The following is a 25,815-nucleotide window of genomic DNA, read 5'->3' as shown; positions in this document are numbered from 1 at the left end:
ACACAAACTTTCCCAGACTTTACACAAGAAGCAAACGACTATGTCGTCAATATGGAGAATTACAAATATACCACCCTCCTAATGTATGATTTAGGTGGTGGTTTTTCTATGTCCCATTTGACTAGGTATCATGTATACATGAGTGGTATGATAGACGACAACATCTCATGAGAGAAAGGATAGGATAAACGATGAACTTTCACAATAAAACAGTTGTCATCACTGGCGCAGCCAATGGAATTGGTGAGTCGATTGCGTATGGCTATGCGAAAGAAGGGGCGCGTGTTGTGCTTGCGGATATTGACGAAGAGAAGGGCAAGCGCTTGGAAGATCAGCTGAAAAAGGAGTCCTTTGAGGCTTTTTTTAAAAAGACGGATGTGAAACAAGAGAAGGATATTCAAGACATCATGTCGGCTGCTGTGGCTCGTTATCAAACGATCGATATTCTCATCAATAATGCAGGGGTTATGTGTACAAAATCGCCTTATGAGCTAACGGTTGATGAGTTTGATCATGTGCTGCATACAAACCTACGAGGTGCTTTTTTATGTGCAAGGGAAGCGGCACGTTATATCAAAGAGAATCCAAACGGCGGTTCCATTGTGAATATTTCATCTACCCGTGCGACCATGTCAGAGCCTCATACAGAAGCGTATGCTGCATCAAAAGGCGGGATATCAGCACTTACTCATGCGCTGGCTGCTTCTTTTAGTCAGGATCACATAACAGTAAACAGCATTTCCCCTGGATGGATTGAAACGAAGGATGAGAAAAGCCTGCGAGAAATTGACCATCAGCAGCATCTTTCCAATCGAGTAGGAACACCAAAGGATATTGTCAAAGCTTGTTTTTATTTAACAGACGAAGACAATCAATTTGTGACAGGAACCGATTTGGTTGTTGATGGCGGCATGACGAGAAAAATGATTTATGCGGATTAACATGAAAAAACATTGACGCCCTGACGGAGGCGCAGTACAATATAGAACAATTCAGCTGAAGATCGTGATGAAAAAAAGATAAAGCGCAAATAGAGAAGAGTATGTAATGGCTGCCTCACACAGAGAACTCCGTGAAGCTGAGAAGGAGCTGGGAAGCGTTACAGAACCAAGCCTCTTAGCTCTGCACCGGATTCATTGTGATGGTGGTGCAGCGGCATTCTCCCGTTATAGAGAAGGGTTAGCGATAACCTGCTAAGGTTCATCTGGTAACAGGTGAATGAACTGAGGTGGCAACGCGGAGTCAATCCCGTCCTCAAGACAGAAATGTCTTGGGGGCGGGATTTTTTTATGACAAAAAGGAGGGCACCACGATGAAAAAACATTGGCGGGATATGAGCATGTTACTTGGAGCGATTGGTATTGCGAACATAGGAGAATGGATTTATATGATTGCTCTCCATCTGCTGATTTTTCAGGAAACGGGCTCCGTTCTTGCTGTAACAGCCGTCTATATGTTAAGACCTGTCTCGGCTCTTTTAACAAATAGCTGGTCTGGTAGTTTAATAGATAGACTGAATCAGCGGAATGTCATGATCAGTCTAGATTTATGCCGGGCCATTCTGATTGCTTGTTTACCCTTTGCCTTATTTTCAGGCCACTTATTGATCGTATATGTGATGCTATTTCTCATTCATATGGCACAAGCCATGTTTCATCCAGCTTCGATGGTGTATATGACAGCACTAATCCCGGCGGATAAACGAAAACGGTTTAATGCCATTCGATCTTTGCTTCAGTCGGGTGGATTTTTACTCGGACCCGCCGTAGCAGGGTTGCTTTTTCTCATTGGTACACCAGTCCTTTCAATTTATGTAAATGCAATCTGCCTTTTGATATCTGCTGTTTTGACGATGTGTTTACCGACTTTGTCAAAAGCAGCCGGGGCACAAAAAGGCTTTTCTCTCTCAGTATTAAAGGAAGATGCAAAACTTGTACTTCATTTCAGTCTCACATCCCGTCAAGTGATGGCCGTGTATTTATTATTTAGTGCCGCCATCACGGTGCTACCGACTGCGATTGACTCACTTGAAGCAGCTTTTGCAAAGGAAGTGCTGATGTTGACCAATACCGAATATGGGTTTCTTGTCAGTGTAGCTGGAGCAGGGATTATCGCAGGGGCATGTCTTAATACGGTCATTGTCGAAAGGCTGCCTATTTCAGTGATGCTTGGTGCGGGGAGTTTGTTTGTGGCTTTTGGATACTTGATCTATGCTTTTTCAAGCACATTGACTGTCGCAGCAGCTGGCTTTTTTGTTCTCGCTTTCTTTTTAGCATTTGCAAACACCGGTTTTATGACTTTTTATCAAACGAATATCCCGGTAGAGGTTATGGGGAGAGTGGCAAGTTTTTATGCGTTATGTGAAGCTGTTCTGACGATGATGATGACAGGAATATGCGGCGCATTGGCGCATGTTTTATCGATACGTACTTCTGTCATGATTGGCTGCCTATGTATGCTTCTTATTTGTCTGTTGCTATGTTTTGTCATTTTTCGTCCATTGACTGTCAAAAAAATAGTGCATCTTACTTAGAAAATTAAAAAAATTATGTTATCATTATTTAAGTAAGTTAATTAAATTGATGAGAAAAGGAGTCTTACAAATGAAAGCACTACGCTGGCACGATCAAAAGGACATTCGACTAGAGGAAATTGACGAACCAACAGTTGCTCCAGGAAAAGTGAAACTGAAAGTAAAATGGTGCGGCATTTGTGGTAGTGATTTACATGAATATTTAGGCGGACCGATCTTCATTCCTGTGAACGAACCTCATCCACTTACAAAAGAAAAAGCACCCATTACACTGGGACACGAGTTCTCTGGTGAAATTGTAGAAGTTGGAGAAGGCGTGAGTAATTACAAAGTAGGCGATCGAGTGGTTGTTGAACCTATTTTTGCAACTCACGGGCACCAAGGTGCTTACAACTTAGATGAAAACATGGGCTTCTTAGGACTTGCTGGTGGCGGTGGAGGATTCTCTGAATATGTATCTGTCGATGAAGAATTACTTCATTTGTTACCAGACGAAATTTCATATGAGCAAGGTGCACTTGTTGAACCTTCTGCAGTTGCTTTATATGCGGTTCGTTCTAGTAAAGTGCAAGCTGGGGATACAGCAGCTGTGTTTGGCTGTGGACCAATCGGTTTACTTGTCATTGAAGCATTAAAAGCAGCTGGTGCTACTGACATTTATGCAGTGGAATTATCAAAAGAGCGCCAAGAAAAAGCAAAAGAACTTGGAGCGATCATTGTAGATCCTTCTCAGTATGAAGATGTTGTTCAAGAAATCGCACGCCGTACAAATGGTGGAGTCGATGTTTCTTTTGAAGTGACAGGGGTACCTGTTGTATTGAAGCAAGCAATCCAATCAACTAGAATTTCAGGTGAGACAGTCATTGTAAGCATTTGGGAAAAAGGCGCAGAAATTATGCCGAATGACATTGTCATTAAAGAACGTACAGTCAAAGGAATCATCGGCTACAGAGATGTTTTCCCATCTGTATTAAACTTAATGAGAAAAGGCTATTTCTCTGCAGATACACTCGTCACGAAGAAAATCAAGCTGGACGATGTGATCGAAGATGGCTTCCATGCATTAATCAATGAAAAAGATCAAGTGAAAATTTTAGTCAGTGCTGAATAAGTAGGACGATAAAGAGAATGGCAGATGCCGTTCTCTTTTTTTAACGTCCAAGAGATTTTCCGTACACGCTGACTCGTTTCTCTAACAAAGCAAAAGCGAGTTCAAAGAAAATACTAAGCATCCAATAGATCAAAGCAGAGACAAGATACGTTTCTAAAAATTTGTAGCCGTCATTTGCAATGATGCGAGAGATTCCCATGATTTCCAGTACACCAATTGTAAACGAAAGGGATGTGGCTTTTAACAGCTGAATGAGCTGATTCCCTAGGTTTGGCAGGGCAACCACAAACGCTTGCGGTAAAATAATGCGCATCATCGCCTGTCTGGTGGTCATGCCAACGATTTTCGCCGCTTCAAGCTGCCCTCTGTCTACCCCAAGGAGTGCGCTGCGGACCACTTCTGTTAAATGTGCGGCTGAATGCAGGCTGAAGGTGATAAGGGCGACGGTAAGTGGAGAGACCATATCCGGGTGAAAGGTCAACCCAAAAGTGCTATTCATTTTGGTCAGAACAAATGGAATGCCATAAAAGAAAGCAAACAACTGAACAATGAGAGGTGTTCCTCTAAAAAATGAGACATAGAGCGTGACCAGCTGGCGGAGCACAGGGATACGAAAGAGGCGAATGAAAGCAAAAACAGATCCAATCAAAAGGCTCACAGCCATAGAAACAAGTGCAATCAATAAGGTAAAGGGAACGCCTTTTAGAATATGTGGTATTTGGTCAATCGCAAATGATATATCAATGGTTTGCATCAAATCGCCTCCTTAGCGTGACAGGCTGGTGCGGCCTTTCACAAATTTTCTTTCCAGTAGCATCGTGATCAGTTCAATACTGATGCAAATGAGCCAATACACAATTGCAATGATGACGTACACTTCAAACATCCCTATCCCGTAGTTATTGCCTAGGATGATTTTGACCTGTCCCATCATATCAATGAGTCCGATTGTAAATGAAATGGCGGTATCTTTCACGAGATCAATGGTGTAATTTCCGAGGTTCGGAAGTGCAATGAGAAAGGCTTGCGGAATAATGATCCTCATTAATGCCTGCGTATCTGTCATCCCAACAATGTAAGCTGCTTCAAGCTGATCTTTCCCAACAGAGGAATATGCACTGCGAAAGACTTCAGATAAATAAGCGCCCGTATGTAACGAGAATGTGATCATCACAAATAACACACGATCCCAATGATTGATTTGAATTCCGGCCATGAGTAAAAGCTGAGGCAGGCCAAAATAAATCAGAAATAACTGAACAATGAGCGGCGTACTTCGTGTAAATGACAAATAAATGACCGCCAATTGTTTCAGCACTGGAATTTGTTTGATTCGAATGCAAGCAAACAGCAATCCGATGATGATGGCAAAAAACAATGACACCACAATCATAAGAAATGTGAGTGGCAGACGATCAACCACCTGTAAAAAGATTCTTAGCCAATCTCCAGCTGTAAACGTCATGGCGCTTCCTTCCTTTCTTCATATTGATAGCCTTGCTCTGATATATAGTCAATATCTTGAAAGAAATCAACGCCAAACCATTTCTTCGCAAGGTCAGGTAATGTTCCGTCTTCTATCATCTCTTGTGTCACTCGGTCCAATTGTGATGCTAGTTTCTTTTGACTAGGCTGCAAGACAAGATAAATAGGTTCCTTTGAGACAATGCCGCCCACTTTGACTTTCAGGTGAAGATGTTTTTGAATCGTATCAAAGGTCGAAATATTCATAAAAGCCGCATCGGACCGTCCACTTTCGACTCGTTTTAAATTGAGTTCGTTTGAAGGGCTTTCAATGGTCGTGAGCGGAATTTTCCGATCATTTTCTTCATTATATTGATTTAATATGGAACGAAGGCCGCCACTAGGACTGACGGGAGCGAGCTTTTTTGATGTCATATCGTCTAGAGATTGAATATCTTGCTCTGATTCATTCACAATTAAACCTGTCATCGAATAGCCGTATGGAACCTTAGGATAAAGAAAGCGTTTTTCACGTTCAGGATTACTAAAAAACCAATTAGCCGCCATTTCAAATTTCCCAGCGCCGATCCCAATTAAATTGGATTCTTCCTCGCCAAAGATATAATCAAAATGAATGTGTGGCAAACGTTTCTCGACTTCATTTAAATAATCGATGTTATAGCCAATCGGCTCGTTGCGGTCATTTGTGGCTAAAAAAGGCGGATTGACTTCTGCGCTTAGTGCGACTTTGACAATTTGTCTGCCATCATCTGTTGTCGTTTTCACACTGCTGCAGCCAATGAGAGAGAGGAGAAACAGAAGGATACTAGCGGCGGTGAATAAAGTCTTGCGCTTCATCTGTCTTCCTCCAATCCTTGCCACATCCCGCGATGAATTCTTGATAAAAATTGTTTCGTCCGTTCATGCTGAGGCTTCATCAGGACGTCTTCTGGTGAGCCTTTTTCAACGATTTCCCCATCTGCCATAAAGATCACTGTATCCGCTACATCTTTTGCAAACGAGATTTCATGCGTCACAATGACCATCGTCATTCCTTGGCTCGCAATATCTTTCATCATTTCAAGGATTTCTCCGACCATCTCTGGGTCCAGTGCGGACGTTGGTTCATCAAACAAAAGCACCGCAGGATTCATGGCAAGAGCACGAGCAATCCCAATCCGCTGCTGTTGACCGCCGGATAATTCACTTGGAAACGCATCTTTTTTATGAAGCAGCCCAATTCGTGTTAACAATTGCTCTCCGATTTTTTCCGCCTTTTTTTTAGACATGTTTTGAGACACAATCAATCCTTCTGTGATGTTTTCAAGTGCTCGTTTATTTTGAAACAAGTGATAATGCTGAAACACCATAGACGATTGCTGTCTGAGTTTTAGAAGATCTTTTTTTCGAAATTGTTCAAATTGAATCGTGGCTTCTCCAACTGTCAGCGTTCCTTTGTCTGGGATATCAAGGCTGTTTAAACTGCGGAGAAGAGTTGTTTTTCCTGATCCGCTCGGTCCAATAATGGCGACCACTTCACCTTCTTGTACGGTGAAATCAATTCCTTTTAACACATGAGTTGACCCATAGGATTTATGTAGATTAGTAGCAGAAATCATAAAAGCATCACGTTCCTTTGACATATGTACTTAATATTGATAAAATTTAACACATTAAATCCTATAAGTAAAGTATGCTTTAATAATACCTATTGGATAAATCGGATATGATAGATTGCGAGAAACAGAGGAGTTGGATACGTTTTGTCTAAAGCATTATTTGTCGATACAGATTTTCAAAAAAATTGGCTAGATCAACTAGAATCCCTTCGTGAAACGATCGAACAGTCTGCAAAAGAACATGATGAGGGTGCCTATTTTCCTAAACAGAATATCAAATCATTAGTAGAACTGGGCTATACAACGTTGTCTCTGCCTGTTGAGTACGGGGGCGGGGGTCAATCTGTAAAGGATATGGTCCTTTTTCAAGAAACACTAGGAAGTATGGATGGAGCAACTGCCTTATCGATCGGCTGGCACCAAGGAGTTGTTGGTGAAATTTATGAAAAGAAACTATGGAATGAGAAGCAGCTGCAATTTTTTGCTGAAGAAATCAAAAATGGGGCTCTTGTGAACCGGGCCGTCAGTGAAGCGCAAACAGGGAGTCCAACAAGAGGAGGCAAACCTGGAACAACTGCAACGAGATCAGGAGATCAATGGGTGATCAGCGGCAGGAAAACATTCACAACGATGTCACCAGCACTCACATATTTTCTCGTCGGTGTATGGATCGAAGAAAAAGAAGCGATGGGCTTCTTCTTAATTCACCGTGATACAAAAGGTGTTTCTATAGAAGAAACGTGGGATGTTGTTGGCATGAGAGGAACAGAGAGCCATGATTTAATTCTAGATCATGTGGAAGTTCCAGATGACATGTTGGTTGAAGTGCAAAAAGGACCTCGGGGCGGTACGTTAAACCCTTGGATCGCACATATTCCTTCCTGCTATTTAGGGATTGCACAAGCGGCAAGAGACTATGCTGTTCAGTATGCCATCACCCATTCACCGAACAGTATTAGCGGAACGATTAGCGAACTGCCAAATGTCCAAACACTGATTGGCGAAATTGATTTACTACTAAAGCAAGCACGCCATGTCATCTATTCAACGACAACATTGTATCAGCAGCCAGAGAAAAGAGAGCTGTTAATCAATGAATTCGGTGCTGTGAAGCATACAGTCGTTAATGATAGTCTGCAAGTGGTCGATAAAGCCATGCGTTTAGTCGGTGCAAAAAGCTTAAGCCTTAGCTGCCCGCTTCAACGTTACTATCGAGACATTCGTGCTGGCCTTCATAACCCACCAATGGACGATATGACGATTTCGAAAATTGCAAAGCAAGCGATAGAAGAGAAAAAATTGAACGTACAATAAACAGAAAGCCGGATAAAACCGGCTTTTTTTATTGAAAAAGAGGACGAGCGGCTCTTATTTCTGATCAGTCAGCATGCTACAATCGATTGCAATCATGAGCAAAGAGGGTGATTGTTTGCAAAAAAAGAAGATGAAATGGCTGATTGCTGGCGTGATGCTTGCAGTACTTTGTATGAGCAAGCCTGCATCAAGTGAAGGAACATCTCCAAAATGGTCCGTCGATGAATTCATGAAAGAGCAGGAAGGCACATTTGTGATTCAAGAAGTAAAAGAAAAATCACCATGGGTGTATAACAAAAAAAGAGCGAACAAGCGCTTTGCACCTCAATCAACGTTTAAAATAGCAAATGCCTTAATTGGACTTCAGACAGGTGCAGTTAAAGATGAATACGACATCAAATATTGGGACGGAGTAAAAAGAGAGATTGATAACTGGAATAAGGACCATACACTGGGCACTGGTATGAGAGATTCAGTCGTCTGGTATTATCAAGCCATGGCACGTGACATCGGGGAAGAACGCATGGGCCATTGGATAAAAGCCATTCATTATGGGAATCAAGACATATCTGGCGGAATTGATCAGTTTTGGCTAAGCAGTACGTTGCGCATTTCTCCAGTAGAACAAGTCCATTTCCTTAAACAGCTATATGAAGAAAGTCTCCCATTTGACCTATCTGTTATGAGAACCGTCAAACGAATGATGATACAAGAAGAAGAGAAACACGCCACGCTATACGGAAAAACAGGCTCCGGATCAGGCATCGGCTGGTACGCAGGCTTCATCAAACATGAAAACAAAACCTACATCTTCACCACAAATATCGAAGGCACCGGACTAGAAGCAAAAGAAATCACCTATCGTATTTTGAAAAAATATCATTTGGTAGAAGCATCCGTTTAGGATGCTTTTTTATGGTTATCTACAAAACTAAAGTTTGAATAAATCAAAAAATTTGACGAGTAAGAGTATAGATAATGACCGTCGAATAAAGAGTTGTCATATAAATTAGTGAATAGACAAACATAAATGATGCCCACTTCTCAGAATTCATTCGCTTGTAACCTAAAATACTTAAACAAATCCATATAAAACCTAGAAAAAAAGACACAAGCACAAGCCCTATGCTTAAAGAACGGAAAAGAAAACTGCTTAAGGTAATTGCTAAGATATAAAGATTCGTTTGCAAGTATGTTCTTTTCATTCCTTTTACAACAGGTAACATGGGAATGTTCGCAGCCTTGTATTCATTTTGCTTTCTAATAGCTATTGAATAAAAATGCGGCATCTGCCAAATAATTGTAATGAAAAACAACCCCTGAATAGCTGGGTGTGAGATGTCTGGTGAAATAGCCGTCCAACCAATGAGAGGCGGCATTGCCCCAGAAATGCTTCCAATTTCCGTGTTGTAAACGGTTTTTCTTTTACTCCACATTGTATAAGGGAAAATATAAAAAAGTAAACCAATCAATCCTATAATAGCTGCTAGATAGGTTGTAAATGCTAAAAAAATCAAACCTAAAATAGACATTAAGATACTAAGCCATAGAACTTTTTTAAGATTGACTTCTCCTGTTACAGTAGGTCTGTTTTTTGTTCTATTCATCACGGAATCTATGTCTCTGTCATACAAATTGTTTAATGCTCCAGCAGCACCAATTAATAAAATTGAACCGGCAAATGCAAATAGTATCTCAATAGATTTATGAAGGATGTCAATTTGATAAGTGTATAATGCCAAGGTTAAGCCAGCACACATTGGCATTAAATTTGATGTAATAATTCCTGATTTAACTGTTTGAGCTATTATGTCCCTTTTCGTTTTGTGAATTTTTTTCCCCACTTTTCGCATTGTTTTGCTCCTTTTCAATAGCTATTAATTGCTTATGCTGTTCACCAATATATATACCATATAGAATTAATATACTAATTGGTATATTAATTCTATATGGTATGATTGTCAAGATAAGGAGGTAAAGGAATGATTAGACAAAGAAAAACGCAAAATGAAAGGAAAGAGGAAACACGGAAATTACTCATAAATTCTGCAGTTGAGAATTTCGCCAAGTATGGTTTTCATGGGGTCTCTATTGATAAATTGGCGGAATATGCAGGCTTTAGCAAAGGGGCCTTTTATGCGCATTTTCATTCAAAGGAAGAGATCTTTTTAGCTCTATTGGAACAACAAATGCAATTACATGTAGAAAAAATCAATTCTTTTTTAGCAGAACAGCCTTCTCTTTTACACTTTCCAGAAAAAATGAATCAACAGTCTATTCAAAATCTTGAAGAAAATAGGACGTGGAGTCTGCTAAATATGGAATTTCTTTTGTATTCAATGAGAAATGAGGAAGTAAGGTGTCAGTGGTCAAATATGATCCTACAATCAGTAAAACAAATCTCTCAATCCATTGAGAATTTAATAGAAAAAGAGAACCTTACATGTACTCTTTCACCTGAAGAAATGGCATGGACAATTCTCTCATTGGAAAATGGTATAGCAATATTTCACTATATTAGTCAAGACCATGTACCAATTGATTTATTAGAAAAATCTCTAAAAAGAATATTTTCTTTAAATAAAAATTAAGGTCCCTCAGTTTGAATGTAGCGGAGATAGTAATTCTAGAAAGGAGGATATAAGAAGTGTATTTGAAAAATATACAATTAATGTCAGATGATGATCGTGGGAACTTAGCCAGCCAATCCCTTTGTATGACTGAAATGTTTTTATACGAATTAGAAAAGAAATTTCAAACGAAAGATTGTGAGGCTATTGTTTTGATATGTGGGTCTTTTAAAGACTACAAATTAATTAGTACTTCAAAAGATGAACCAGACATCTTATTTTTAAAAAATACGTACGAGCTGGAAGTACCCTTCCGTTACAGTGAATTTGAAAATGCAACAAATAAGAAAAAGACCTTAGCAGATACTTTGGAAAAAGCGATACTCTATCTGTGTGAACTGAAGAATTGGGACAGTCAGCTAGTCAAAGCAACATTTAAGAAAATGAAAGAGAAGGAATATAAAACGGAGATTAAAGGGAGAACAAAACTAAGTCCCGATAAAAAAAGAAAAGCTTACCCACTTATCGAATTAGATTTAAAACAGTTTACTCTTTATCTTGTAGTTGAAGACAATAAAAGAAATATCTTAGATAAAAAATTAATTGCTAAAACCGATACTTACTTAGAAGAAATTTCCTATCATATGAGAGAGCTTAAGTGGTTAACGGATCATGAAGTGGCACTTTTCAAACGTGCACATAAAACAGTTTATACAAGTATACGTTTATCGTGATAAAGCAAAATGAGAATAACATAAAGAACACAATATATAAAGGGGGTATTCTAAATGGGCTTTTGGGAAGAAGTACATAAGAAAAAGAACATCATAATTGGTGATGATGGATTAGATATTTTTGAAGAAGCGATTGAACAATTCTATGAAATGACTGAGGAACATTTGAAGAGAAAGCCAACGATTGATGAGATGCTTTTGACAATTATGATGGCTTTAAACAATGGAGGTAGTCACTATTTTGATGATTTAAACGACAAAGAAGTAACGGATATTAAAATAACAACTAAAAAAGTAAAAACTTTAAGTAAAGTAGAACCAGGAGCTATATTTGAACTCCCATTAAAAGAAGTTGGGAAATTGAGCTATGCTTTGATCATTTCGGGTGAGGGGAAAAATCAATATGATGATATTTTAATCCAATACTATGATTTGTTTGTTGATGAAAGAATAGAAAAAAATGAGTTAAAACAATTGATAAAAAAAGAGAAAGGACTATTCGTTGCAAATACAGGCCTGACAGGCTTTTTAAGTGGTTCATGGAAAGTCATCACAAAAATAAATCAAGATTTTATAAAAGAAGAGGATCTTCAAAATCTGAAATTCGTGGAATACCGAAATGGAAATTATTACATAAGCGAGGGTAAAGAAGGTTCCGATGCACCTGCTATGGACTTAGAGGTTGCTGATCCAAAAACGGCTAAGACTATATTTAACCCGATGGGTATACGTAGCGAATACACTATTAAAAACATTCTTACTTTATATTTTAAAGGTATGTCAATGGAGGATATTATTAAATATGAAATATAGGCAGTTTACAGCGTAAAATGAGTTTTGAGAAAGGAATGGTGTAATAAATGGCTGACCCAAAATGCTAGACTGTTAAAATAAAATACGAAATGTCTTAAAGGGGACGATCACAAGAGAACAAGTGTCTGATTGGGCTGAAATTTACGTTTCTGCAGACGATCCAGAAATAGACGATGATCAAGTTTGGGATATGCTGATTCTTTTAAGTGGAATTGATTTGAAAGATTCACCTAATTCTTACTTACATCCTGTAGATGATTTGAATGACTGGTTAGAAGAATACAAATAGTTCCTATATATGAGCTTGCTAAATTCTTATGGTTAAGCCCATTTATAAATAAAAGGAGTGACGCAATGTCCATGCATCCGAAAGAATTAGAAACCACCATGCAATTACCTGCGAAAAAGCGTTATGACTATTTCATCAAAAAGATTGTTGATTTTGAAGAGGTTTGGTCATTAAGAAACGAGAAGGGGTGGGTGATGTCAGAGGATGATTATCGTGTACCGCAGCTTCATTTTTGGCCGACAGAGGATCATGCCGCTTATTGTGCGATCGATCAATGGGAAAAAACAGTACCAGAAATGATTGATTTAGACGATTTTATAGAAGAGTGGCTGCCGGGAATGATAGCAGATGGAATCAATCCGTCCATTTTCTATAATCGAAATAATTCGGTGTCAATTGAAATTCATACATTAAAAGAAGATATAGAGGAAGAATTAAAAAAACTACTAGTTCGACAAGAGTGGAGGTAGTTGTTTGAAACGGCTTGAAGACTTATTTATTCGTTCAGAAAAAGAATTCAAATTCTATCAGAATTTAGTAGACCATGTGTTTGAAACAAATAAAGAGCTGCCACAACAAGTCTTTCGTAAGACATTTGATTGTTTTTTGTTTCAAGAGTTTGATTGGGCATTGAGTGATGATATTTTACCAACCATAAAAGAGTTATCAACTGTTACACAAGATAGAGAATTTTTGACTGCAGTCCTTCAACCAGATCCAACCGCATATTATTTGAAGGAATTTGGTTATTATCATTGGCTGAAAGCGAGTGTGAACATTTCAGGTGAGGATTATGTAAATGCACTATGGATGCACCCAAAAGGTTTCATAGCAGATAATATAATCACGAATTCGAATATAGTTGTCTGGTTATCTCATTCTTTGCAGTGGGCGATTTGGGCAGATAGAGATATGGAAATTTGTATCATAGGGATGGTATCAACAAAAGATTCTGCAAAAAATATGTTATTAAAAGAAGGATGGAAGCCACTGGATCACCCTGTTTTAGCAAAATGGCTACAACTATTATTAAAGGATCAAAAAACATTCGATGACTATTTCACTCAAATGCTTTCTAGTTATGCATAATGTTCCAAGCGGTGGAATTGAGAATCAATGACTGATAATAGCCTTACCCGAAGATGTGAAAGGAGCATAAAGTGAAACATTTGTTTATATCCGATCCAAAAGAATTTGAACATGTTCTATCGTTTGTTCATTCGCTCGTTCATAGTACGAAGACATTCCCTGATCAAGTGTTGAAAACGAAAACCCCTCATTATTTATTCGAAGAATTCCATTGGTTGTTATCAGATGATGGCTGGGAAATGTTAAAAGGTTTAGCTTTGAATCATCATGATGACTATATACTCATGGCTGTTTTAGATGAGCAGAAAAGTATGGATGATTATTATTATCATTTTGGTTATTATCCTTGGGTGAAAATCCCCTTAAACCTCACATCAAGCGATTACCTTGATCTCTTAACGGATTATCCGATAGAGAGTGTAAATGATAGCTTGATGAATATTGCTTCACGCGTGATATGGGTTTCCCCTTCTGCGAAATGGATCATTTATGGCGAAAGAGGTTATGAGATAGGAGTTTTAGCGATTCATCAATTAGAACATATGAATAAACAATTGCTAAAAACGTGGAGAACTTTAGATGAGATTGTATTAGGCTGGATTTCAGTTGTATTTCCGAATCAAAAACTTCCTGATGATTTTAAAAAAGAACTGATTCGAAATTATACTAACTTTGAAGAAATGACTTCATAAGGAGGAAGAAATGAAACAAATAGACCATGTATTAAACACATTAGATAAGTCTTTTCTAAATAAAGAGTTTCCGCTATTAGATAACGAGAACTTTGATTTTGCCAAAGGGAAGCTTTCTCTATTTACTAGAGATGGAAATTGGCTGATCACGATTCAATTATTCGGTTTATCGAAGTTAGGACCGGCTATTGATTTTTTTGCGTTTGGTCATGAGTTGAATAATGGATCCATCAATTTTCTATTGGATGAGCTCTTTGTTTTCGTGGATCAGCATTATGAAATAATAGATGATGATGAGATAGAACCTGGATTCACCAAACAACCATTACGAATTAAATTGAATGGTGGCTATTTTAATGTTCAAATACCAGAGTCATGCCAATCTGATGTAACAGAGGAAAATGAATGGATTACTCTGTTAAGAGAAATGGCCAAACATCGAGATTTGCTGGATAGTTTATGGATGACAGATCAAGAACAATTTGACATCGTTCAGCATGTATATGATAAACCGCTCTATACAACTGAATCATGGTTTCATCCAGAAACGCATAGCCAACTCCCTAGTCAATCTCCTTTTTTTCAATCGGTTGCGAAGAGTTTGATCTATCAAGATCCAACATGCATTGTAAATATAAACACGAACACTGACTGGAGATTATGGTCAGATTTTGATACTGTGGAATATTTTTAGTTTCGTCTGATGTTTTAAATCGGTGAGGTGGAGCAAGTAATGAGAATCGTATTAGCAAAAGAGAAAAATCTATTCGAAGTAAATGAATTAATAAAGAAAATCAATTTAAACGTAGAAGAGTATCATTGGGTCATAAGTGATGTGACACTCCCAATGCTTCATGATCGGAATAATCAATCTCATTCAGAAGTCATGCCGGATTATACGGATTTTTTATTTCTGAAGGGTGAACATTTCAAAAAATTCTTACATGACTATTCTTATTCTTTTATTTTCGCTGTTTTGACCGCATTGCCTCGTGATGTAGATCATTTGAATATTCATTCAATACCTCAAATTGAAGATAATGAACGATATTGGAACGTGAATTATACACCCGTTATCCCTCAAGCCGTGTTTGAAATCGGATTTTTTGATTCGACAGATGTTATTTTTACAGGAGATCAGAAAATCTTAAGCGAATTTCGAAAAAAAGCGGACTTTATTTCATTTGAAGAATATTTACAAACTCCGTGACACGATAAGAATAGAGTTCATTCTGAAAAAATAGGGGAATACGTTAGGGGAGTGAATGAGATGTTTAGCAGTATAGAGAAATGGATCGATTATTTAGATGGTGTCTGTGATGTACTGGCATTCTCATTTGATTTTTTTCGTAAAGAACTAGTCATAAACATTAGTATAAGTGAAATAAATGATGCTCGGTATCATGAATTGCGATTTATGAATGTGGCGAGTCTTTATTATAATGGGGGTGAAGGTAATGATAGATTTGAAGAATTGATACAAGAAGAGATAAATTGGCAAATTTTTGAATGCAGTTACCATCCTTATGGGATAGGGAACCTTAAAAATGTACTTCTTGAAGAATTTGATTCAAATGCAAATTTTCTATTTAACATCAATGGGATGTTACTCGCAATAGAATCGAAAAACGTATGTTTCGATTCACAAGAATTTATTTGCAGTGTATAGGAAGATCTCATTAGCGTCTAAATAAGAATTAAAAACAATGAGAGATTGGAGAAAATCCATGAGAATCAGCCGTGATAAACAAGGTTTATTCGATGATTTAAAACAACGTTATCAATACTTATTAGATTCTGCTTATCCAGATGATATCATCTCTTTTGAAGAAGAAACTGGGATATCCTCAGATGATTTTTATATGTTTTTTTCACTTGTTGCAGGTAGCTTAAGTCTTGTGATCGATCATAAACGAATACCGAAAAAACAGTTAAACGTGCTGCGTCAGTCATTTGAAGAGCAATATCCTCAAATCAAAACATATCAACATATCCTTGATTGTTATCCTTTATTGCATTCCTATGTTCAATACCATGAAGAAACAAGAAAACGAATCATTGCACTTATTTAATAACCTTCTGGAGGACAAACGATGACATGATTTTCAGATGAAAAAATCCAGAAACAAATCCCTGATTTCAATATCAAGCATCTAAAGCAAATCAATGAATTTCACTACTTTAAAGAGTATAATGAACATTACGACTTGATCAACTGTATTGTAATACACATCCCATATGATTCCCCGAATCTGCAAGCAGACATTCATCTGAAATTTACCAACGTCTCTTCTGTTCAAATCAAAGATTTGGAGTTAACAAACGATTCCTATCTTTTTTTGAACATTCAACTTTTGGATAGAGGCTGGGAATATTTGAATTACTTTGTCGAAGATTATGAAGAACAGTATTTTTCTTTTTACTGTCAAACGGTTCAAGTCATACAAGTCGTATCAAATGAATCGGGCTAGTCGCTCTACATATGTGCGAATCATACTTCCCCATCCCAACACAGAAAGGTGCAATGACATTGAATCGAATCATGAAATGGCTCTTATTTGCGGCGGTCATCGCTGGCTTATTGGTATGCGCATTCTTTGTGTTCCGTTTCAACCAGCCTAAGCCGACGACGAACATCCATTATGCAGACACACAAAATAAACAGCAAACACTGGATATATATATGCCAAAGGGAAAAGATGAAGACAAAAAGAAGAAGCATCCAGTCATGATCTATCTCCATGGCGGCGGCTGGACAGGCGGCGATAAGAATAGAGTCGCTTCAAAGGCTGATTATTTTACGGGTCAAGGGTATGTGTTTGTTTCAATGAATTACAGGCTTCACCCTGATGCCAACTTCGAGCAGATGGCAGATGATACGGCAAGCGCTATTAAATGGGTGAAGGATCATGCAGATGAATATCAAATCGATTCGTCAAAAATCAATGTCATGGGTCACTCAGCGGGTGGTCATTTGACAGCATTGGTTGCTACAGATTCGACTTACTTAAAACGTGTGGGGCTGTCGCCAAAAACGATCAATTCTATCGTGATTTTAGATGGACCGTTAAACATCAATCAATTTATACAAGCCATTCCATCGTACAAAAAAGTCTTTGGCAAACAAGAGGAAAACTGGACAAAGGCATCACCGGTCACTTATATGAATCAAACGAATGTACCGCCTGTTTATTTGGTCACAGGATGGGAAAATCCTGAGGTGTACCGATTTGCAGAAAAACTGAATCATGAGAAAGGCTCACGGTTTGTTTTTCGGGTTCATTCGCTGAGCCACAGTGATTTAAATAAATGGTTTGGATCTGACAGAGCGCCAAAAGAAGCGCAAGAGATGACAAAGGCTGTGATGGCTTTCGTCAAAAAACAAAATCAATAACAAAGACTGTATGCTAGGGCAATCCATTTTGCCGCAGTATATGATAAAGTGGTTTGAAATTAAAGGAGTGTATGTTGTTGTCATCACGTATGGAAAATAAAGTGTTCAATTGCGAAAAAGAGCTGACGCTGAATATTATCGGCGGTAAGTGGAAAATGTTGATCTTATGGCACCTTGGCAGAGAAGGGACAAAACGGTTTGGTGAGTTAAAGTCGTTAATGCCTGGGATTACGCAAAGAATGCTTGTCAATCAGCTAAGAGAATTAGAGGAAGATCACATTGTGCACCGAGAGGTTTATCCTGTCGTTCCGCCAAAGGTTGAGTATTCTCTCACAGAACTCGGAGAAAGCTTAATGCCAATTTTAGAGGCGATGTATGATTGGGGCAAACAATATCTCGACAGCAATTTTTTAAAGGACGATAAATAGAAATACCTACAAATAGATACTGAACGAGAGACAGTATCTCAGATTGTTGACAAAGGGCTAAAATGAATTGATTTTAGCCCTTTGTCTTCCTTTCAGCGTGATAGAAAACCTTTGCAGCCCTAGGAAGGACGAGTACTGGCGCGGAGAGAATGTCACATTCGTGAGCACCAGCACGCAGGACTGACACCGAATGCGAGGGTTTGTCTACACGCTGAGATACTGGTCGAAAGACAGTATCTTTTTTGTGCCCATATGCGAAAAAGTATAGTATGTAAAAAAAAAGTGCGTACTAGGATTGCGCCATTCCTGTTGTTATACTCGTTTCATGCAAGAAAGATTCAAGATGCATCATCCGCGGAGCTCTTGAAGATGACATGATGAAACAGGAGTGAATGTAGATGAAATTACAATTAGCGTTAGATTTAGTGAATATACCAGAAGCGATCGAGCTGATCAAAGAAGTAGAAGCGTCTATTGATGTGGTGGAAATTGGGACACCTGTTGTGATCAACGAAGGACTTCGTGCTGTAAAAGAAGTTAAACAGGCGTTTCCGAATTTACGTGTGCTGGCGGATCTCAAAATTATGGATGCTGCCGGTTATGAAGTGCAGCAGGCATCTGAGGCTGGAGCGGATATCGTGACCATTCTTGCGGCAGCGGAAGATATGTCTATCCAAGGAGCGGTGAAAGAAGCAAAAGCAAGAGGGAAACAAATTTTAGTCGATATGATTGGTATCAAAGATATCGCCGGCCGCGCGAAAGAGCTGGATGAGCTTGGGGTAGATTATATTTGTGTGCACACAGGTTATGACCTGCAAGCGGTTGGTCAAAACTCATTTGATGACCTCATGACCATTAAACAAGTGGTCAAACAGGCAAAAATAGCGATTGCAGGCGGTATTAAGCTTGATACGTTACCTGAAGTCGTCAAATTAAATCCAGATTTGATTATTGTCGGCGGCGGCATTGCGAGCCAAGACAATAAAGCAGAAGTGGCTGCGCAAATGAAGCAGTTGATTGCACAATCATGAAAACAAGTGACTATGTGAGAGCGATTCTAAGCGAGCTTTCTGAGCACTCGCCCGCGATTCAAGACGAACAAGCAGAGCAGCTTGTCAAAAGCATTTTAGCGGCTCGAAAGGTCTTCGTCGCAGGGGCTGGCAGGTCTGGTTTGATGGGGAAATCGTTTGCGATGAGACTCACGCATATTGGTGTCGAAGCTTATGTGATCGGTGAAACGAATACGCCTGCTTTTACATCTGAGGATTTATTGATTGTAGGGAGCGGTTCTGGCCGAACAGAGACGCTGCTTGTGCTCGCGAAAAAGGCAAGGGCGATTGGCGGAAGCGTGGCGTCGTTCACGCTTTCAGCTGAGTCACCTATAGCTGATCTATCGGATGAAGTCATCTTACTGTCAGGTGCGCCAAAGGATCAACATGAAGGAAACCATCATACGATTCAGCCGATGGGCTCATTATTTGAGCAAACTTTGCTTCTTATGTATGATGCGGTCATCTTGAGATTGATGGAAATGAAGAAGCTCGACACCCATAAAATGTACGGTCACCATGCGAATTTAGAATAGCCGTGATGAAAACCTTTCCTTTTTTGAAGGAAAGGTTTTTTTAATACATGGTACTTAAAAAGAAGGATCACTTGACATAAACGATAAGATGTAACTATAATAGTTACATCTTGAAAGAAAAAACGTAAGCAACGGAAGGAAGATGAAGATGAAAGTACAAATTTGGTCAGATATCGCCTGTCCTTTTTGTTATATAGGAAAAAAACAGTTGGAAACAGCGCTTGAGCAATTCCCTCATAAAGAACAGGTAGAAGTAGAGTTTAAAAGCTTTGAGCTTGATCCGAATGCACCTGTTGCAGTGGATTATGATGTGCATGATATGCTTGTCAAAAAATATGGCATGAGCCGTAGCCGGGCCATCGCGATGAATGAACAGGTGAAACAGGCGGGCAAGGAGAAAGGAATCGATTTTCAATTCGATCCACTCGTTTTGACAAACACCTTTGATGCCCACCAGCTCGCACAATATGCTGGAAAAATGGGAAAAGGCGATCTCGTCATGGGTGAGCTGTTTCAAGCGTATTTTACAGATGGAAAGCATGTTGGTGATCGTCAAACCCTTTTAGATATCGCAGAAAAAGCAGGCCTTGATCAGAACGAAGTACAAAAGGTTCTAGACGGGCAAGAATTTGCAGACGATGTACGAGAAGATGAAAAAGAAGCAAGACAGCTCGGGATTTCTGCTGTGCCTTTTTTCTTGATCAATGATCAATATTCGGTTGCTGGTGCACAGCCAGCAGATACGTTCCTTCGTGCCCTTGAAACGGCTTGGACAGAAGAGGCAGCACAAACGGAAAAAGCGGCTGATGCTTCATTTGAAGAAGCATGTGCAGATGGCGTATGTGCAGTACCTTCACCTAAAGAAGAAGTATAATCGGCATTTTCCCTATCTTTGATAAAAGATAGGGATTTTTGTTGATTAATAATTAACATACCTTTATACTTAAGCTATCTTAATTATGAAGGTGATGACAGTGACATCCAAAACAACGATGATCCAAGAATTAAACCAAATCGAAGCGCGCATCCATCAAAAGCTCCGATTAGAGTTTGAAGAGTTATTTGTAGATGAGTTAACTGATAAGCAGCACATTGTCCTTGATTTCGTAGAGCAAAAAGGGGGAAGCTCACCTATTCAAATTGCTCAGCAACTAGGCATCACCCAAAGTGCTGTGAGCCAGTTGTTAAACACGCTTGAAAAAAAAGAATGGGTTCGCCGCAGCATCAACCCGCAAAATCGTCGGGAATTGCAAGTTGAACTTTCTGAAAAGGCAAAGACGTACTTGGAGAATATGAGAAAGATAGAACTTGCGATCATTGAAAAATACTATTCAAAATTAAGCCTCGAAGAGATCAACACATTGACATCCATTTATACAAAGCTTGATCAATTGATTGTAAATCAAAATGAAGGGGAAGGATGATGATCCATTGATGATGCTCAAACAAGAAGTACAGCGAATTGCCTTTTCTTATACGGAGAAAAAGAAACAGGCACTGCTCGTGATCGGCCTGATTCATCAAGGAGAAAGACACGTTTTTCATTTCGGAGATCACCCCATACAGCAGCGCGTGCAGCCTGAGGAGGTCATTTTTGAAATCGGCTCTATTTCAAAAGTCTTTACGACAAGTATATTGGCAAGCATGATTCAAAAAGGGCAGATGAAGCTAGACGATTCCATTTCACTGTATTGTCCCGAAATAAGAAAGAATCACCCCATCCAATTGGAACAGCTGGCAACCCATACGTCTGGACTTCCTTCACATCGTTTTCTCAGAGATTTACAACTAAGGTTCCTTCCAAAAGTGAGAAGAGATATGTACTGTCAATACTCCCTTGATGAATTAATGAAACTGTTACACTCGAAAAAATGGAATGAGCGAAAAGAATACCCATCTCGTTACTCCAATGTAGGGATGGGACTCCTCGGGTTGATTATGGGGTGGTCTCTTCACAAAACATATGAAGAGTTGCTGACTGAATATATCGTGGATGAGCTGAAACTATCGAACACCTTGATTACGATCAAGGAGGACGTCAAAGAGAAGATGATCCTCGGTCATCAAGAGAATGGAAAAGAGGTTCCTCCGCTTCAGATGCATGACTATCAAGGGGCTGGTGCGATTCGTTCGACGATCACTGATTTGCTTTCATTTCTCTCTGCACATATGAATGCAGACGTCGTTTCTCCATGGAAAATGACCCACGAGCCAAAGGTGAAGATAGGGAAAAACATGTCAATGGGACTTGGGTGGGTCATAGATGATACGGGATTGATTTGCCATAATGGTGCAACTTCTGGTTTCTCCAGCTTCATGGGTTTCCGCCCGCATTCAAAAACAGGAGTGATCGTCTTGTCTAACTATCGCAATCGTATCACGCAAGATTCTCCTGACCGAATTGCCTATGACGTGATGAATATGCTTGAACAAGAGCCTAAAGCCAAATGAGCCTCCTATGAAGAGGGCTCATTTTTTCTTGCGTTCAGCGCTTTAATCGTTTCACCAGGAACGAGTTCAGGCTCATAAAATGTTTGATCAGGGAGATTCTTTTTCCCTTGTACTTTTTTAATCATCCAGTCTGCCGCATCTCGTCCCATTTGCTCTTGAGGGTGTGTCAGCGTTGTCAGTTTCACATGGGCATTTTTTTGGGCAATATACGAGTTATCCTGTCCAATAATGGAAAGATCATCTGGAATAGATAAACCCATTTCACTACATACATTTGCTACTTCTAACCCGACTTCATCGTTATAGCAAACAAGGGCGGTCAGCTCATGCTGGTGTGCTTGTAAAAAGGTTTTGATATGATCCCCTAAATACTGCTTCGATTCTGTATCGAAAAAAAGGACATGCTCTGGTAGGAAGTTGAGCTTCGCTTCACCAAGTGCCTGAATATAGCCCTTCATTCGATATTTCCCTTGTAAATCATCTGTTTTTGAAATCAGTCCAATGTGCTGATGTCCAGAGGTGATCAGCTCCTTTGTCGCTAAATAGCTGGACTTCACATCATCCAAACAAAGGAAGGGAACCTCTAACTGCTCATAGTAGGCATTGATCATAATAAGCGGGACATCCTGCTCTTTAAAGGATAGGTAGTACGAAATGTTTGGATTATATAAATTGCTTTTTGTCGGTTCGACAATTAATCCGTCCACACCAAAGGACAGCATCATTTCAAGCGCTTTTTTCTCCTGCTCCACATCGTTATTTGTACTCGCCAGTAACAAAGAATAGTTCTCTTCATTTAATCGGCTTTCGATGCCCCGAATGATCGACGGGAAAATGTAATCGGATATGTATGTGGTGATGACGCCAATCGTTTTCATATGAGCATGTCCAGCAGGTTTTGTTTGATATTGATTGGTGACAAATGTGCCCGAGCCTTTTTCGCTTCGTAAAAAACCTTCACTCGATAATTCTAAGATTGCTTTTCGCACCGTATGCCGGCTTACTTGATACAACTCTTGTAAGCTTGATTCGGTTGGAATACGCTCCCCGATCCGGTAATCCCCTGTCAGTATTTTGCTTTTTATATCATCCATAATGATCTGGTACTTCTTTTTCATCGTTTCACTTCTTTCACAGTTGATCCTCTACTCGGATTGAGAAGAACTTGTATGGACATATTTTAACATGGTTGCTTAATCAAAAACAGGCGCTTGCAGTGTCTACCGTCTAATCCTTAGAGAATATGAAAGTTTTTGTCTGATTATGTATGCACAAATATATTTATTATTGACATATGTACGGACAAATATTATATTGTTTTTGTGCACAGGTAAAGATGGATCAAACGAAATAGATATTTGAAACCGCTATCATCATGGGGGTGAACAAAATGAATCGTGAAGAGACGGCCAAAGCCATTAGAGAAGGCAGGACATCTTTGGGCATTGAATTTGGTTCGACACGAATTAAAGCCATTTTAATAGATGAAGAGTTTCAGCCAATTGCGCAAGGTGCATTTGAATGGGAAAGTTCTCTTCAAGAAGGAATATGGACGTACAACTTAATTGAGATCATTACAGGTCTTCAAGTGGCATACCGTCAGATGAAAGAACAGGCTGCACAATTGTATGGGGTGACGATTCAAACCATTGGCTCCATCGGGATATCTGCGATGATGCATGGCTATGTCGCCTGTCATCATACAGGAGAGCTCCTCGTCCCGTTTCGAACGTGGCGGAATGGAACAACGACCGAGGCGAGTCAAAAGCTAACAGATGTATTCCAATTTCATATTCCAGAAAGATGGAGTATCGCTCACTTATACCAAGCGATACTAGGAGAGGAAAAACATCTGTCCCGGTTAGAGTATGTGACCACTTTGTCCGGCTACATTCACTGGCTGTTAACAGGGAAGCAGGCCATCGGAATTGGCGATGCGTCGGGAATGTTCCCCATTGATGAAAAAACGAAGGATTACAACGAAGTGATGCTTCATCAATTTGAAGCATTGATTGCAGAAAAAGGCTACCCGTGGAAGCTTCGTCATCTTTTGCCGCGCATCTATTTAGCAGGCGAAGAAGCTGGTGTGTTAACAGCAGCTGGAGCATCGATTTTAGACCAAGGCAAACAGTTGCAGCCAGGTATCCCTTTTTGCCCGCCAGAGGGTGATGCAGGAACAGGAATGATCGCAACAAACAGTGTGGAAAAGAGAACTGGGAATATTTCAGTTGGGACATCTGTATTTGCAATGATTGTGTTAGAACATCATCTAAAAGGTGTGTACCCAGAAGTGGATCTTGTCACGACACCAGATGGCCTGCCAGTCGCGATGGTTCATGCCAACAATTGTACAAGTGACCTCAACGCTTGGATGAATGTATTCAAAGAAGCGTTTGAAGCAATGGGTCAGCCAGTTGAAACAGAAAGATTGTACGAAACCCTATTAAATCAAGCTTTAGAAGCAGATCATGATGGGGGTGGGCTTTTAAGCTATGGCTATTATTCTGGTGAAAATATTACGAGACTAAAAGAAGGAAGACCCCTTTTTGTTAGATCTCCTCAAAGCCGGTTTACCCTTGCTAATTTCATTCGGACACATCTCTTCTCTGCATTTGGCGCAATGAAAATCGGGATGGATCGGTTAAAAGCACATGAACAAGTCAAGATTGATCGCTTACTAGGACATGGCGGTTTATTTAAAACACCGATAGTTGGGCAAAAAATGGTCGCTGCTGCACTCGGGACACCTGTATCCGTCGTATCAACGGCGGGAGAAGGCGGTGCGTTTGGGATGGCGGTCCTTGCTTCATATATGATCAATCACCAGCAGCAAACACTGAGCCATTTTCTCAAGCATCAAGTATTTGTCCATACATTAGAAGAGCTTATTGATCCTGATCCACTGGATGTTAAAGGTTTTGAGGAATTTATAAAGCGCTATCAAGAAGGACTCCCGATAGAAAAAGCGGCAGTAGAACATTTGACGCCACAGAAAGGAGCGGCACCTGTATGTTAGAGCGGTTAAAAGAAGAAGTGTTTCAAGCGAATCTAGATCTACCAAAGTACGGACTTGTGAAATTTACATGGGGCAATGTCAGTGCGTGCGATCGTGACAGTGGACTGTTTGTCATTAAGCCAAGCGGCATAGCGTATGACAAATTATCAGCAAAAGACATGGTGGTGGTCGATTTTGACGGTCAAGTGGTCGAGGGGGAATTCAATCCTTCTTCCGATACTGCCACACATGCTGTTCTTTACAAACACTTTGAGGAAATTGGCGGCATTTCACATAGCCATTCAATGTGGGCAACGGTATGGGCGCAAGCTGGACTTGATTTACCAGCAATGGGCACAACACATGCAGATACATTTTACGGACCTGTTCCGTGCGCTCGATTTCTCACAGAAGAAGAGGTGAATCGCGGGTATGAGGTGGAAACAGGACACTTGATCATTGAAACGTTTGAGAAAAGACAAATAGATGTCATGGCGGTTCCTGGTATTTTGCTACAAGGTCATGGTCCCTTTACGTGGGGAAAAGATGCAAAAAGTGCGGTAACGAACAGTGTCATTTTAGATGAAGTAGCGAAAATGAACCTGTTTGCAAAGCAATTGAACGAATATGCGGAGCCTCTTCCGCAGGTGATTTTAGATAAACATTATTTAAGAAAACATGGAACACATGCGTATTACGGACAAAAACCTTCAAGATAAAGAAAAGAGGGATTT

General features: G+C 39.6%; 31 protein-coding genes. 25 read left to right on the top strand and 6 right to left on the bottom strand.

The genetic code is table 11. From position 1 onward, the window contains the following. Nucleotides 1–191: 191 nt before the first annotated feature. The 3 genes from NSQ64_RS13900 to NSQ64_RS13890 all read left to right on the top strand — a co-directional run bounded on the left by NSQ64_RS13900 (nt 192) and on the right by NSQ64_RS13890 (nt 3,644). Nucleotides 192–941, top strand: a complete 750-nt coding sequence (locus NSQ64_RS13900; protein WP_025207689.1) for a glucose 1-dehydrogenase — start codon at nt 192–194, stop codon at nt 939–941. A 371-nt stretch (nt 942–1,312) separates the two neighbouring features. Further along, a complete protein-coding gene (locus NSQ64_RS13895; RefSeq protein WP_286070142.1) occupies nt 1,313–2,533 on the top strand; it encodes an MFS transporter in 1,221 nt (406 codons plus the stop codon). A gap of 70 nt (nt 2,534–2,603) precedes the next feature. Beyond that, nucleotides 2,604–3,644 carry a 2,3-butanediol dehydrogenase gene (locus NSQ64_RS13890; RefSeq protein WP_008342621.1) on the top strand — a complete coding sequence of 347 codons (1,041 nt, stop codon included), beginning with the start codon at nt 2,604–2,606 and terminating at the stop codon, nt 3,642–3,644. A 40-nt stretch (nt 3,645–3,684) separates the two neighbouring features. Here NSQ64_RS13890 and NSQ64_RS13885 read toward each other — a convergent pair whose 3' ends face one another. Genes NSQ64_RS13885 through NSQ64_RS13870 form a run of 4 tightly spaced genes read right to left on the bottom strand, consistent with a single transcriptional unit; the run spans nt 3,685 to nt 6,727 of the window. Continuing rightward, complete coding sequence (locus NSQ64_RS13885) at nt 3,685–4,398, bottom strand: amino acid ABC transporter permease (RefSeq protein ID WP_341016996.1); 714 nt, start codon at nt 4,396–4,398, stop codon at nt 3,685–3,687. A 12-nt stretch (nt 4,399–4,410) separates the two neighbouring features. Continuing rightward, nucleotides 4,411–5,109 carry an amino acid ABC transporter permease gene (locus NSQ64_RS13880; RefSeq protein ID WP_341016994.1) on the bottom strand — a complete coding sequence of 233 codons (699 nt, stop codon included), beginning with the start codon at nt 5,107–5,109 and terminating at the stop codon, nt 4,411–4,413. Then, nucleotides 5,106–5,966, bottom strand: a complete 861-nt coding sequence (locus NSQ64_RS13875; protein WP_056408529.1) for an amino acid ABC transporter substrate-binding protein — start codon at nt 5,964–5,966, stop codon at nt 5,106–5,108. Before NSQ64_RS13875 ends, NSQ64_RS13880 begins: the two co-directional genes overlap by 4 nt. Continuing rightward, nucleotides 5,963–6,727 (bottom strand): amino acid ABC transporter ATP-binding protein, encoded by a 765-nt coding sequence (locus tag NSQ64_RS13870; protein ID WP_445684646.1) that lies wholly within the window; start codon nt 6,725–6,727, stop codon nt 5,963–5,965. Before NSQ64_RS13870 ends, NSQ64_RS13875 begins: the two co-directional genes overlap by 4 nt. 144 nt (nt 6,728–6,871) lie before the next feature. On the opposite strand from NSQ64_RS13870, the gene NSQ64_RS13865 reads away from it, so the two are divergent. After that, complete coding sequence (locus NSQ64_RS13865; protein WP_341016989.1) at nt 6,872–8,041, top strand: acyl-CoA dehydrogenase family protein; 1,170 nt, start codon at nt 6,872–6,874, stop codon at nt 8,039–8,041. Between the two features lie 115 nt (nt 8,042–8,156). Then, nucleotides 8,157–8,945: a BPU family class D beta-lactamase gene (gene blaBPU / locus NSQ64_RS13860; protein ID WP_268373617.1), complete on the top strand. Its 789-nt coding sequence runs from the start codon at nt 8,157–8,159 to the stop codon at nt 8,943–8,945. 43 nt (nt 8,946–8,988) lie between these two features. On the opposite strand, the gene cyoE is transcribed toward blaBPU, so the two are convergent. Then, nucleotides 8,989–9,894, bottom strand: a complete 906-nt coding sequence (cyoE, locus tag NSQ64_RS13855) for a heme o synthase (RefSeq protein WP_136944782.1) — start codon at nt 9,892–9,894, stop codon at nt 8,989–8,991. 129 nt (nt 9,895–10,023) lie between these two features. Between cyoE and NSQ64_RS13850 the strand changes: the two genes are divergently transcribed. The 18 genes from NSQ64_RS13850 to NSQ64_RS13765 all read left to right on the top strand — a co-directional run bounded on the left by NSQ64_RS13850 (nt 10,024) and on the right by NSQ64_RS13765 (nt 22,086). Beyond that, the gene (locus tag NSQ64_RS13850) at nt 10,024–10,632 is read left to right on the top strand and encodes a TetR/AcrR family transcriptional regulator (RefSeq protein WP_056705362.1); all 609 of its coding nucleotides are present in this window, start codon (nt 10,024–10,026) and stop codon (nt 10,630–10,632) included. Between the two features lie 56 nt (nt 10,633–10,688). Continuing rightward, nucleotides 10,689–11,345 (top strand): hypothetical protein, encoded by a 657-nt coding sequence (locus NSQ64_RS13845; protein ID WP_341016980.1) that lies wholly within the window; start codon nt 10,689–10,691, stop codon nt 11,343–11,345. 54 nt (nt 11,346–11,399) lie between these two features. Then, on the top strand, nt 11,400–12,158 hold the full coding sequence (locus NSQ64_RS13840; protein WP_326377806.1) for a hypothetical protein: 759 nt from the start codon (nt 11,400–11,402) through the stop codon (nt 12,156–12,158). An 82-nt stretch (nt 12,159–12,240) separates the two neighbouring features. Next, nucleotides 12,241–12,447, top strand: a complete 207-nt coding sequence (locus NSQ64_RS13835) for a DNA-binding protein (RefSeq protein ID WP_326377822.1) — start codon at nt 12,241–12,243, stop codon at nt 12,445–12,447. Nucleotides 12,448–12,512: 65 nt separating this feature from the next. After that, nucleotides 12,513–12,917, top strand: a complete 405-nt coding sequence (locus tag NSQ64_RS13830) for a DUF2750 domain-containing protein (protein WP_326377808.1) — start codon at nt 12,513–12,515, stop codon at nt 12,915–12,917. A gap of 4 nt (nt 12,918–12,921) precedes the next feature. Continuing rightward, the gene (locus NSQ64_RS13825) at nt 12,922–13,536 is read left to right on the top strand and encodes a hypothetical protein (protein WP_326377809.1); all 615 of its coding nucleotides are present in this window, start codon (nt 12,922–12,924) and stop codon (nt 13,534–13,536) included. Between the two features lie 71 nt (nt 13,537–13,607). Further along, on the top strand, nt 13,608–14,228 hold the full coding sequence (locus tag NSQ64_RS13820; RefSeq protein WP_341016975.1) for a hypothetical protein: 621 nt from the start codon (nt 13,608–13,610) through the stop codon (nt 14,226–14,228). Nucleotides 14,229–14,238: 10 nt separating this feature from the next. After that, complete coding sequence (locus NSQ64_RS13815) at nt 14,239–14,922, top strand: DUF7003 family protein (RefSeq protein WP_138278760.1); 684 nt, start codon at nt 14,239–14,241, stop codon at nt 14,920–14,922. Nucleotides 14,923–14,961: 39 nt separating this feature from the next. Next, nucleotides 14,962–15,438 (top strand): hypothetical protein, encoded by a 477-nt coding sequence (locus NSQ64_RS13810; protein WP_341016973.1) that lies wholly within the window; start codon nt 14,962–14,964, stop codon nt 15,436–15,438. Nucleotides 15,439–15,498: 60 nt separating this feature from the next. After that, entirely contained in the window at nt 15,499–15,897 is a 399-nt protein-coding gene (locus NSQ64_RS13805) for a YxiG family protein (protein WP_341016971.1), read from the top strand. 58 nt (nt 15,898–15,955) lie between these two features. Continuing rightward, entirely contained in the window at nt 15,956–16,300 is a 345-nt protein-coding gene (locus NSQ64_RS13800) for a YxiJ family protein (RefSeq protein ID WP_341016969.1), read from the top strand. 452 nt (nt 16,301–16,752) lie between these two features. Continuing rightward, nucleotides 16,753–17,622 carry an alpha/beta hydrolase gene (locus NSQ64_RS13795; protein ID WP_035390910.1) on the top strand — a complete coding sequence of 290 codons (870 nt, stop codon included), beginning with the start codon at nt 16,753–16,755 and terminating at the stop codon, nt 17,620–17,622. Between the two features lie 71 nt (nt 17,623–17,693). Beyond that, nucleotides 17,694–18,050: a winged helix-turn-helix transcriptional regulator gene (locus NSQ64_RS13790; RefSeq protein WP_029708013.1), complete on the top strand. Its 357-nt coding sequence runs from the start codon at nt 17,694–17,696 to the stop codon at nt 18,048–18,050. 398 nt (nt 18,051–18,448) lie between these two features. Continuing rightward, nucleotides 18,449–19,081, top strand: a complete 633-nt coding sequence (hxlA, locus tag NSQ64_RS13785) for a 3-hexulose-6-phosphate synthase (RefSeq protein WP_341016965.1) — start codon at nt 18,449–18,451, stop codon at nt 19,079–19,081. Then, nucleotides 19,078–19,635, top strand: a complete 558-nt coding sequence (gene hxlB, locus NSQ64_RS13780) for a 6-phospho-3-hexuloisomerase (protein ID WP_045034094.1) — start codon at nt 19,078–19,080, stop codon at nt 19,633–19,635. Before hxlA ends, hxlB begins: the two co-directional genes overlap by 4 nt. A gap of 148 nt (nt 19,636–19,783) precedes the next feature. Continuing rightward, nucleotides 19,784–20,509 carry a DsbA family oxidoreductase gene (locus NSQ64_RS13775; protein ID WP_019743620.1) on the top strand — a complete coding sequence of 242 codons (726 nt, stop codon included), beginning with the start codon at nt 19,784–19,786 and terminating at the stop codon, nt 20,507–20,509. Between the two features lie 94 nt (nt 20,510–20,603). After that, nucleotides 20,604–21,059, top strand: a complete 456-nt coding sequence (locus tag NSQ64_RS13770; RefSeq protein ID WP_341016957.1) for a MarR family winged helix-turn-helix transcriptional regulator — start codon at nt 20,604–20,606, stop codon at nt 21,057–21,059. A 10-nt stretch (nt 21,060–21,069) separates the two neighbouring features. Continuing rightward, entirely contained in the window at nt 21,070–22,086 is a 1,017-nt protein-coding gene (locus NSQ64_RS13765) for a serine hydrolase domain-containing protein (RefSeq protein WP_341018323.1), read from the top strand. Between the two features lie 5 nt (nt 22,087–22,091). On the opposite strand, the gene NSQ64_RS13760 is transcribed toward NSQ64_RS13765, so the two are convergent. Further along, nucleotides 22,092–23,204, bottom strand: a complete 1,113-nt coding sequence (locus NSQ64_RS13760) for a GntR family transcriptional regulator (protein WP_341016955.1) — start codon at nt 23,202–23,204, stop codon at nt 22,092–22,094. A 272-nt stretch (nt 23,205–23,476) separates the two neighbouring features. On the opposite strand from NSQ64_RS13760, the gene NSQ64_RS13755 reads away from it, so the two are divergent. After that, a complete protein-coding gene (locus NSQ64_RS13755; protein ID WP_341016952.1) occupies nt 23,477–25,102 on the top strand; it encodes a xylulokinase in 1,626 nt (541 codons plus the stop codon). After that, a complete protein-coding gene (locus tag NSQ64_RS13750) occupies nt 25,096–25,800 on the top strand; it encodes an L-ribulose-5-phosphate 4-epimerase (RefSeq protein ID WP_007501382.1) in 705 nt (234 codons plus the stop codon). Before NSQ64_RS13755 ends, NSQ64_RS13750 begins: the two co-directional genes overlap by 7 nt. The last annotated feature ends 15 nt before the right edge of the window (nt 25,801–25,815 follow it).

It is taken from the genome of Bacillus sp. FSL W8-0183, from assembly GCF_038006825.1.
GTDB classification, from domain to species: Bacteria; Bacillota; Bacilli; order Bacillales; family Bacillaceae; genus Bacillus; species Bacillus altitudinis.
Note: the sequence above shows the minus strand (reverse complement) of the source record. Positions and strands in the feature narration are given on the sequence as shown.

What these genes read in the sequence shown, in the direction of transcription:
- NSQ64_RS13895 (WP_286070142.1), top strand. Translation starts at nt 1,313, where the DNA reads ATGAAAAAACATTGGCGGGATATGAGCATGTTACTTGGAGCGATTGGT.
- NSQ64_RS13840 (WP_326377806.1), top strand. Translation starts at nt 11,400, where the DNA reads ATGGGCTTTTGGGAAGAAGTACATAAGAAAAAGAACATCATAATTGGT.
- NSQ64_RS13880 (WP_341016994.1), bottom strand. Translation starts at nt 5,109, where the DNA reads ATGACGTTTACAGCTGGAGATTGGCTAAGAATCTTTTTACAGGTGGTT.
- NSQ64_RS13830 (WP_326377808.1), top strand. Translation starts at nt 12,513, where the DNA reads ATGTCCATGCATCCGAAAGAATTAGAAACCACCATGCAATTACCTGCG.
- NSQ64_RS13885 (WP_341016996.1), bottom strand. Translation starts at nt 4,398, where the DNA reads ATGCAAACCATTGATATATCATTTGCGATTGACCAAATACCACATATT.
- NSQ64_RS13750 (WP_007501382.1), top strand. Translation starts at nt 25,096, where the DNA reads ATGTTAGAGCGGTTAAAAGAAGAAGTGTTTCAAGCGAATCTAGATCTA.
- NSQ64_RS13755 (WP_341016952.1), top strand. Translation starts at nt 23,477, where the DNA reads ATGAATCGTGAAGAGACGGCCAAAGCCATTAGAGAAGGCAGGACATCT.
- NSQ64_RS13765 (WP_341018323.1), top strand. Translation starts at nt 21,070, where the DNA reads ATGATGCTCAAACAAGAAGTACAGCGAATTGCCTTTTCTTATACGGAG.
- NSQ64_RS13800 (WP_341016969.1), top strand. Translation starts at nt 15,956, where the DNA reads ATGAGAATCAGCCGTGATAAACAAGGTTTATTCGATGATTTAAAACAA.
- NSQ64_RS13870 (WP_445684646.1), bottom strand. Translation starts at nt 6,727, where the DNA reads ATGATTTCTGCTACTAATCTACATAAATCCTATGGGTCAACTCATGTG.
- NSQ64_RS13890 (WP_008342621.1), top strand. Translation starts at nt 2,604, where the DNA reads ATGAAAGCACTACGCTGGCACGATCAAAAGGACATTCGACTAGAGGAA.
- NSQ64_RS13760 (WP_341016955.1), bottom strand. Translation starts at nt 23,204, where the DNA reads ATGAAAAAGAAGTACCAGATCATTATGGATGATATAAAAAGCAAAATA.
- NSQ64_RS13810 (WP_341016973.1), top strand. Translation starts at nt 14,962, where the DNA reads ATGAGAATCGTATTAGCAAAAGAGAAAAATCTATTCGAAGTAAATGAA.
- NSQ64_RS13805 (WP_341016971.1), top strand. Translation starts at nt 15,499, where the DNA reads ATGTTTAGCAGTATAGAGAAATGGATCGATTATTTAGATGGTGTCTGT.
- NSQ64_RS13815 (WP_138278760.1), top strand. Translation starts at nt 14,239, where the DNA reads ATGAAACAAATAGACCATGTATTAAACACATTAGATAAGTCTTTTCTA.
- NSQ64_RS13770 (WP_341016957.1), top strand. Translation starts at nt 20,604, where the DNA reads ATGACAGTGACATCCAAAACAACGATGATCCAAGAATTAAACCAAATC.
- NSQ64_RS13795 (WP_035390910.1), top strand. Translation starts at nt 16,753, where the DNA reads ATGACATTGAATCGAATCATGAAATGGCTCTTATTTGCGGCGGTCATC.
- hxlA (WP_341016965.1), top strand. Translation starts at nt 18,449, where the DNA reads ATGAAATTACAATTAGCGTTAGATTTAGTGAATATACCAGAAGCGATC.
- NSQ64_RS13790 (WP_029708013.1), top strand. Translation starts at nt 17,694, where the DNA reads ATGTTGTTGTCATCACGTATGGAAAATAAAGTGTTCAATTGCGAAAAA.
- cyoE (WP_136944782.1), bottom strand. Translation starts at nt 9,894, where the DNA reads ATGCGAAAAGTGGGGAAAAAAATTCACAAAACGAAAAGGGACATAATA.
- hxlB (WP_045034094.1), top strand. Translation starts at nt 19,078, where the DNA reads ATGAAAACAAGTGACTATGTGAGAGCGATTCTAAGCGAGCTTTCTGAG.
- NSQ64_RS13900 (WP_025207689.1), top strand. Translation starts at nt 192, where the DNA reads ATGAACTTTCACAATAAAACAGTTGTCATCACTGGCGCAGCCAATGGA.
- NSQ64_RS13875 (WP_056408529.1), bottom strand. Translation starts at nt 5,966, where the DNA reads ATGAAGCGCAAGACTTTATTCACCGCCGCTAGTATCCTTCTGTTTCTC.
- NSQ64_RS13850 (WP_056705362.1), top strand. Translation starts at nt 10,024, where the DNA reads ATGATTAGACAAAGAAAAACGCAAAATGAAAGGAAAGAGGAAACACGG.
- NSQ64_RS13775 (WP_019743620.1), top strand. Translation starts at nt 19,784, where the DNA reads ATGAAAGTACAAATTTGGTCAGATATCGCCTGTCCTTTTTGTTATATA.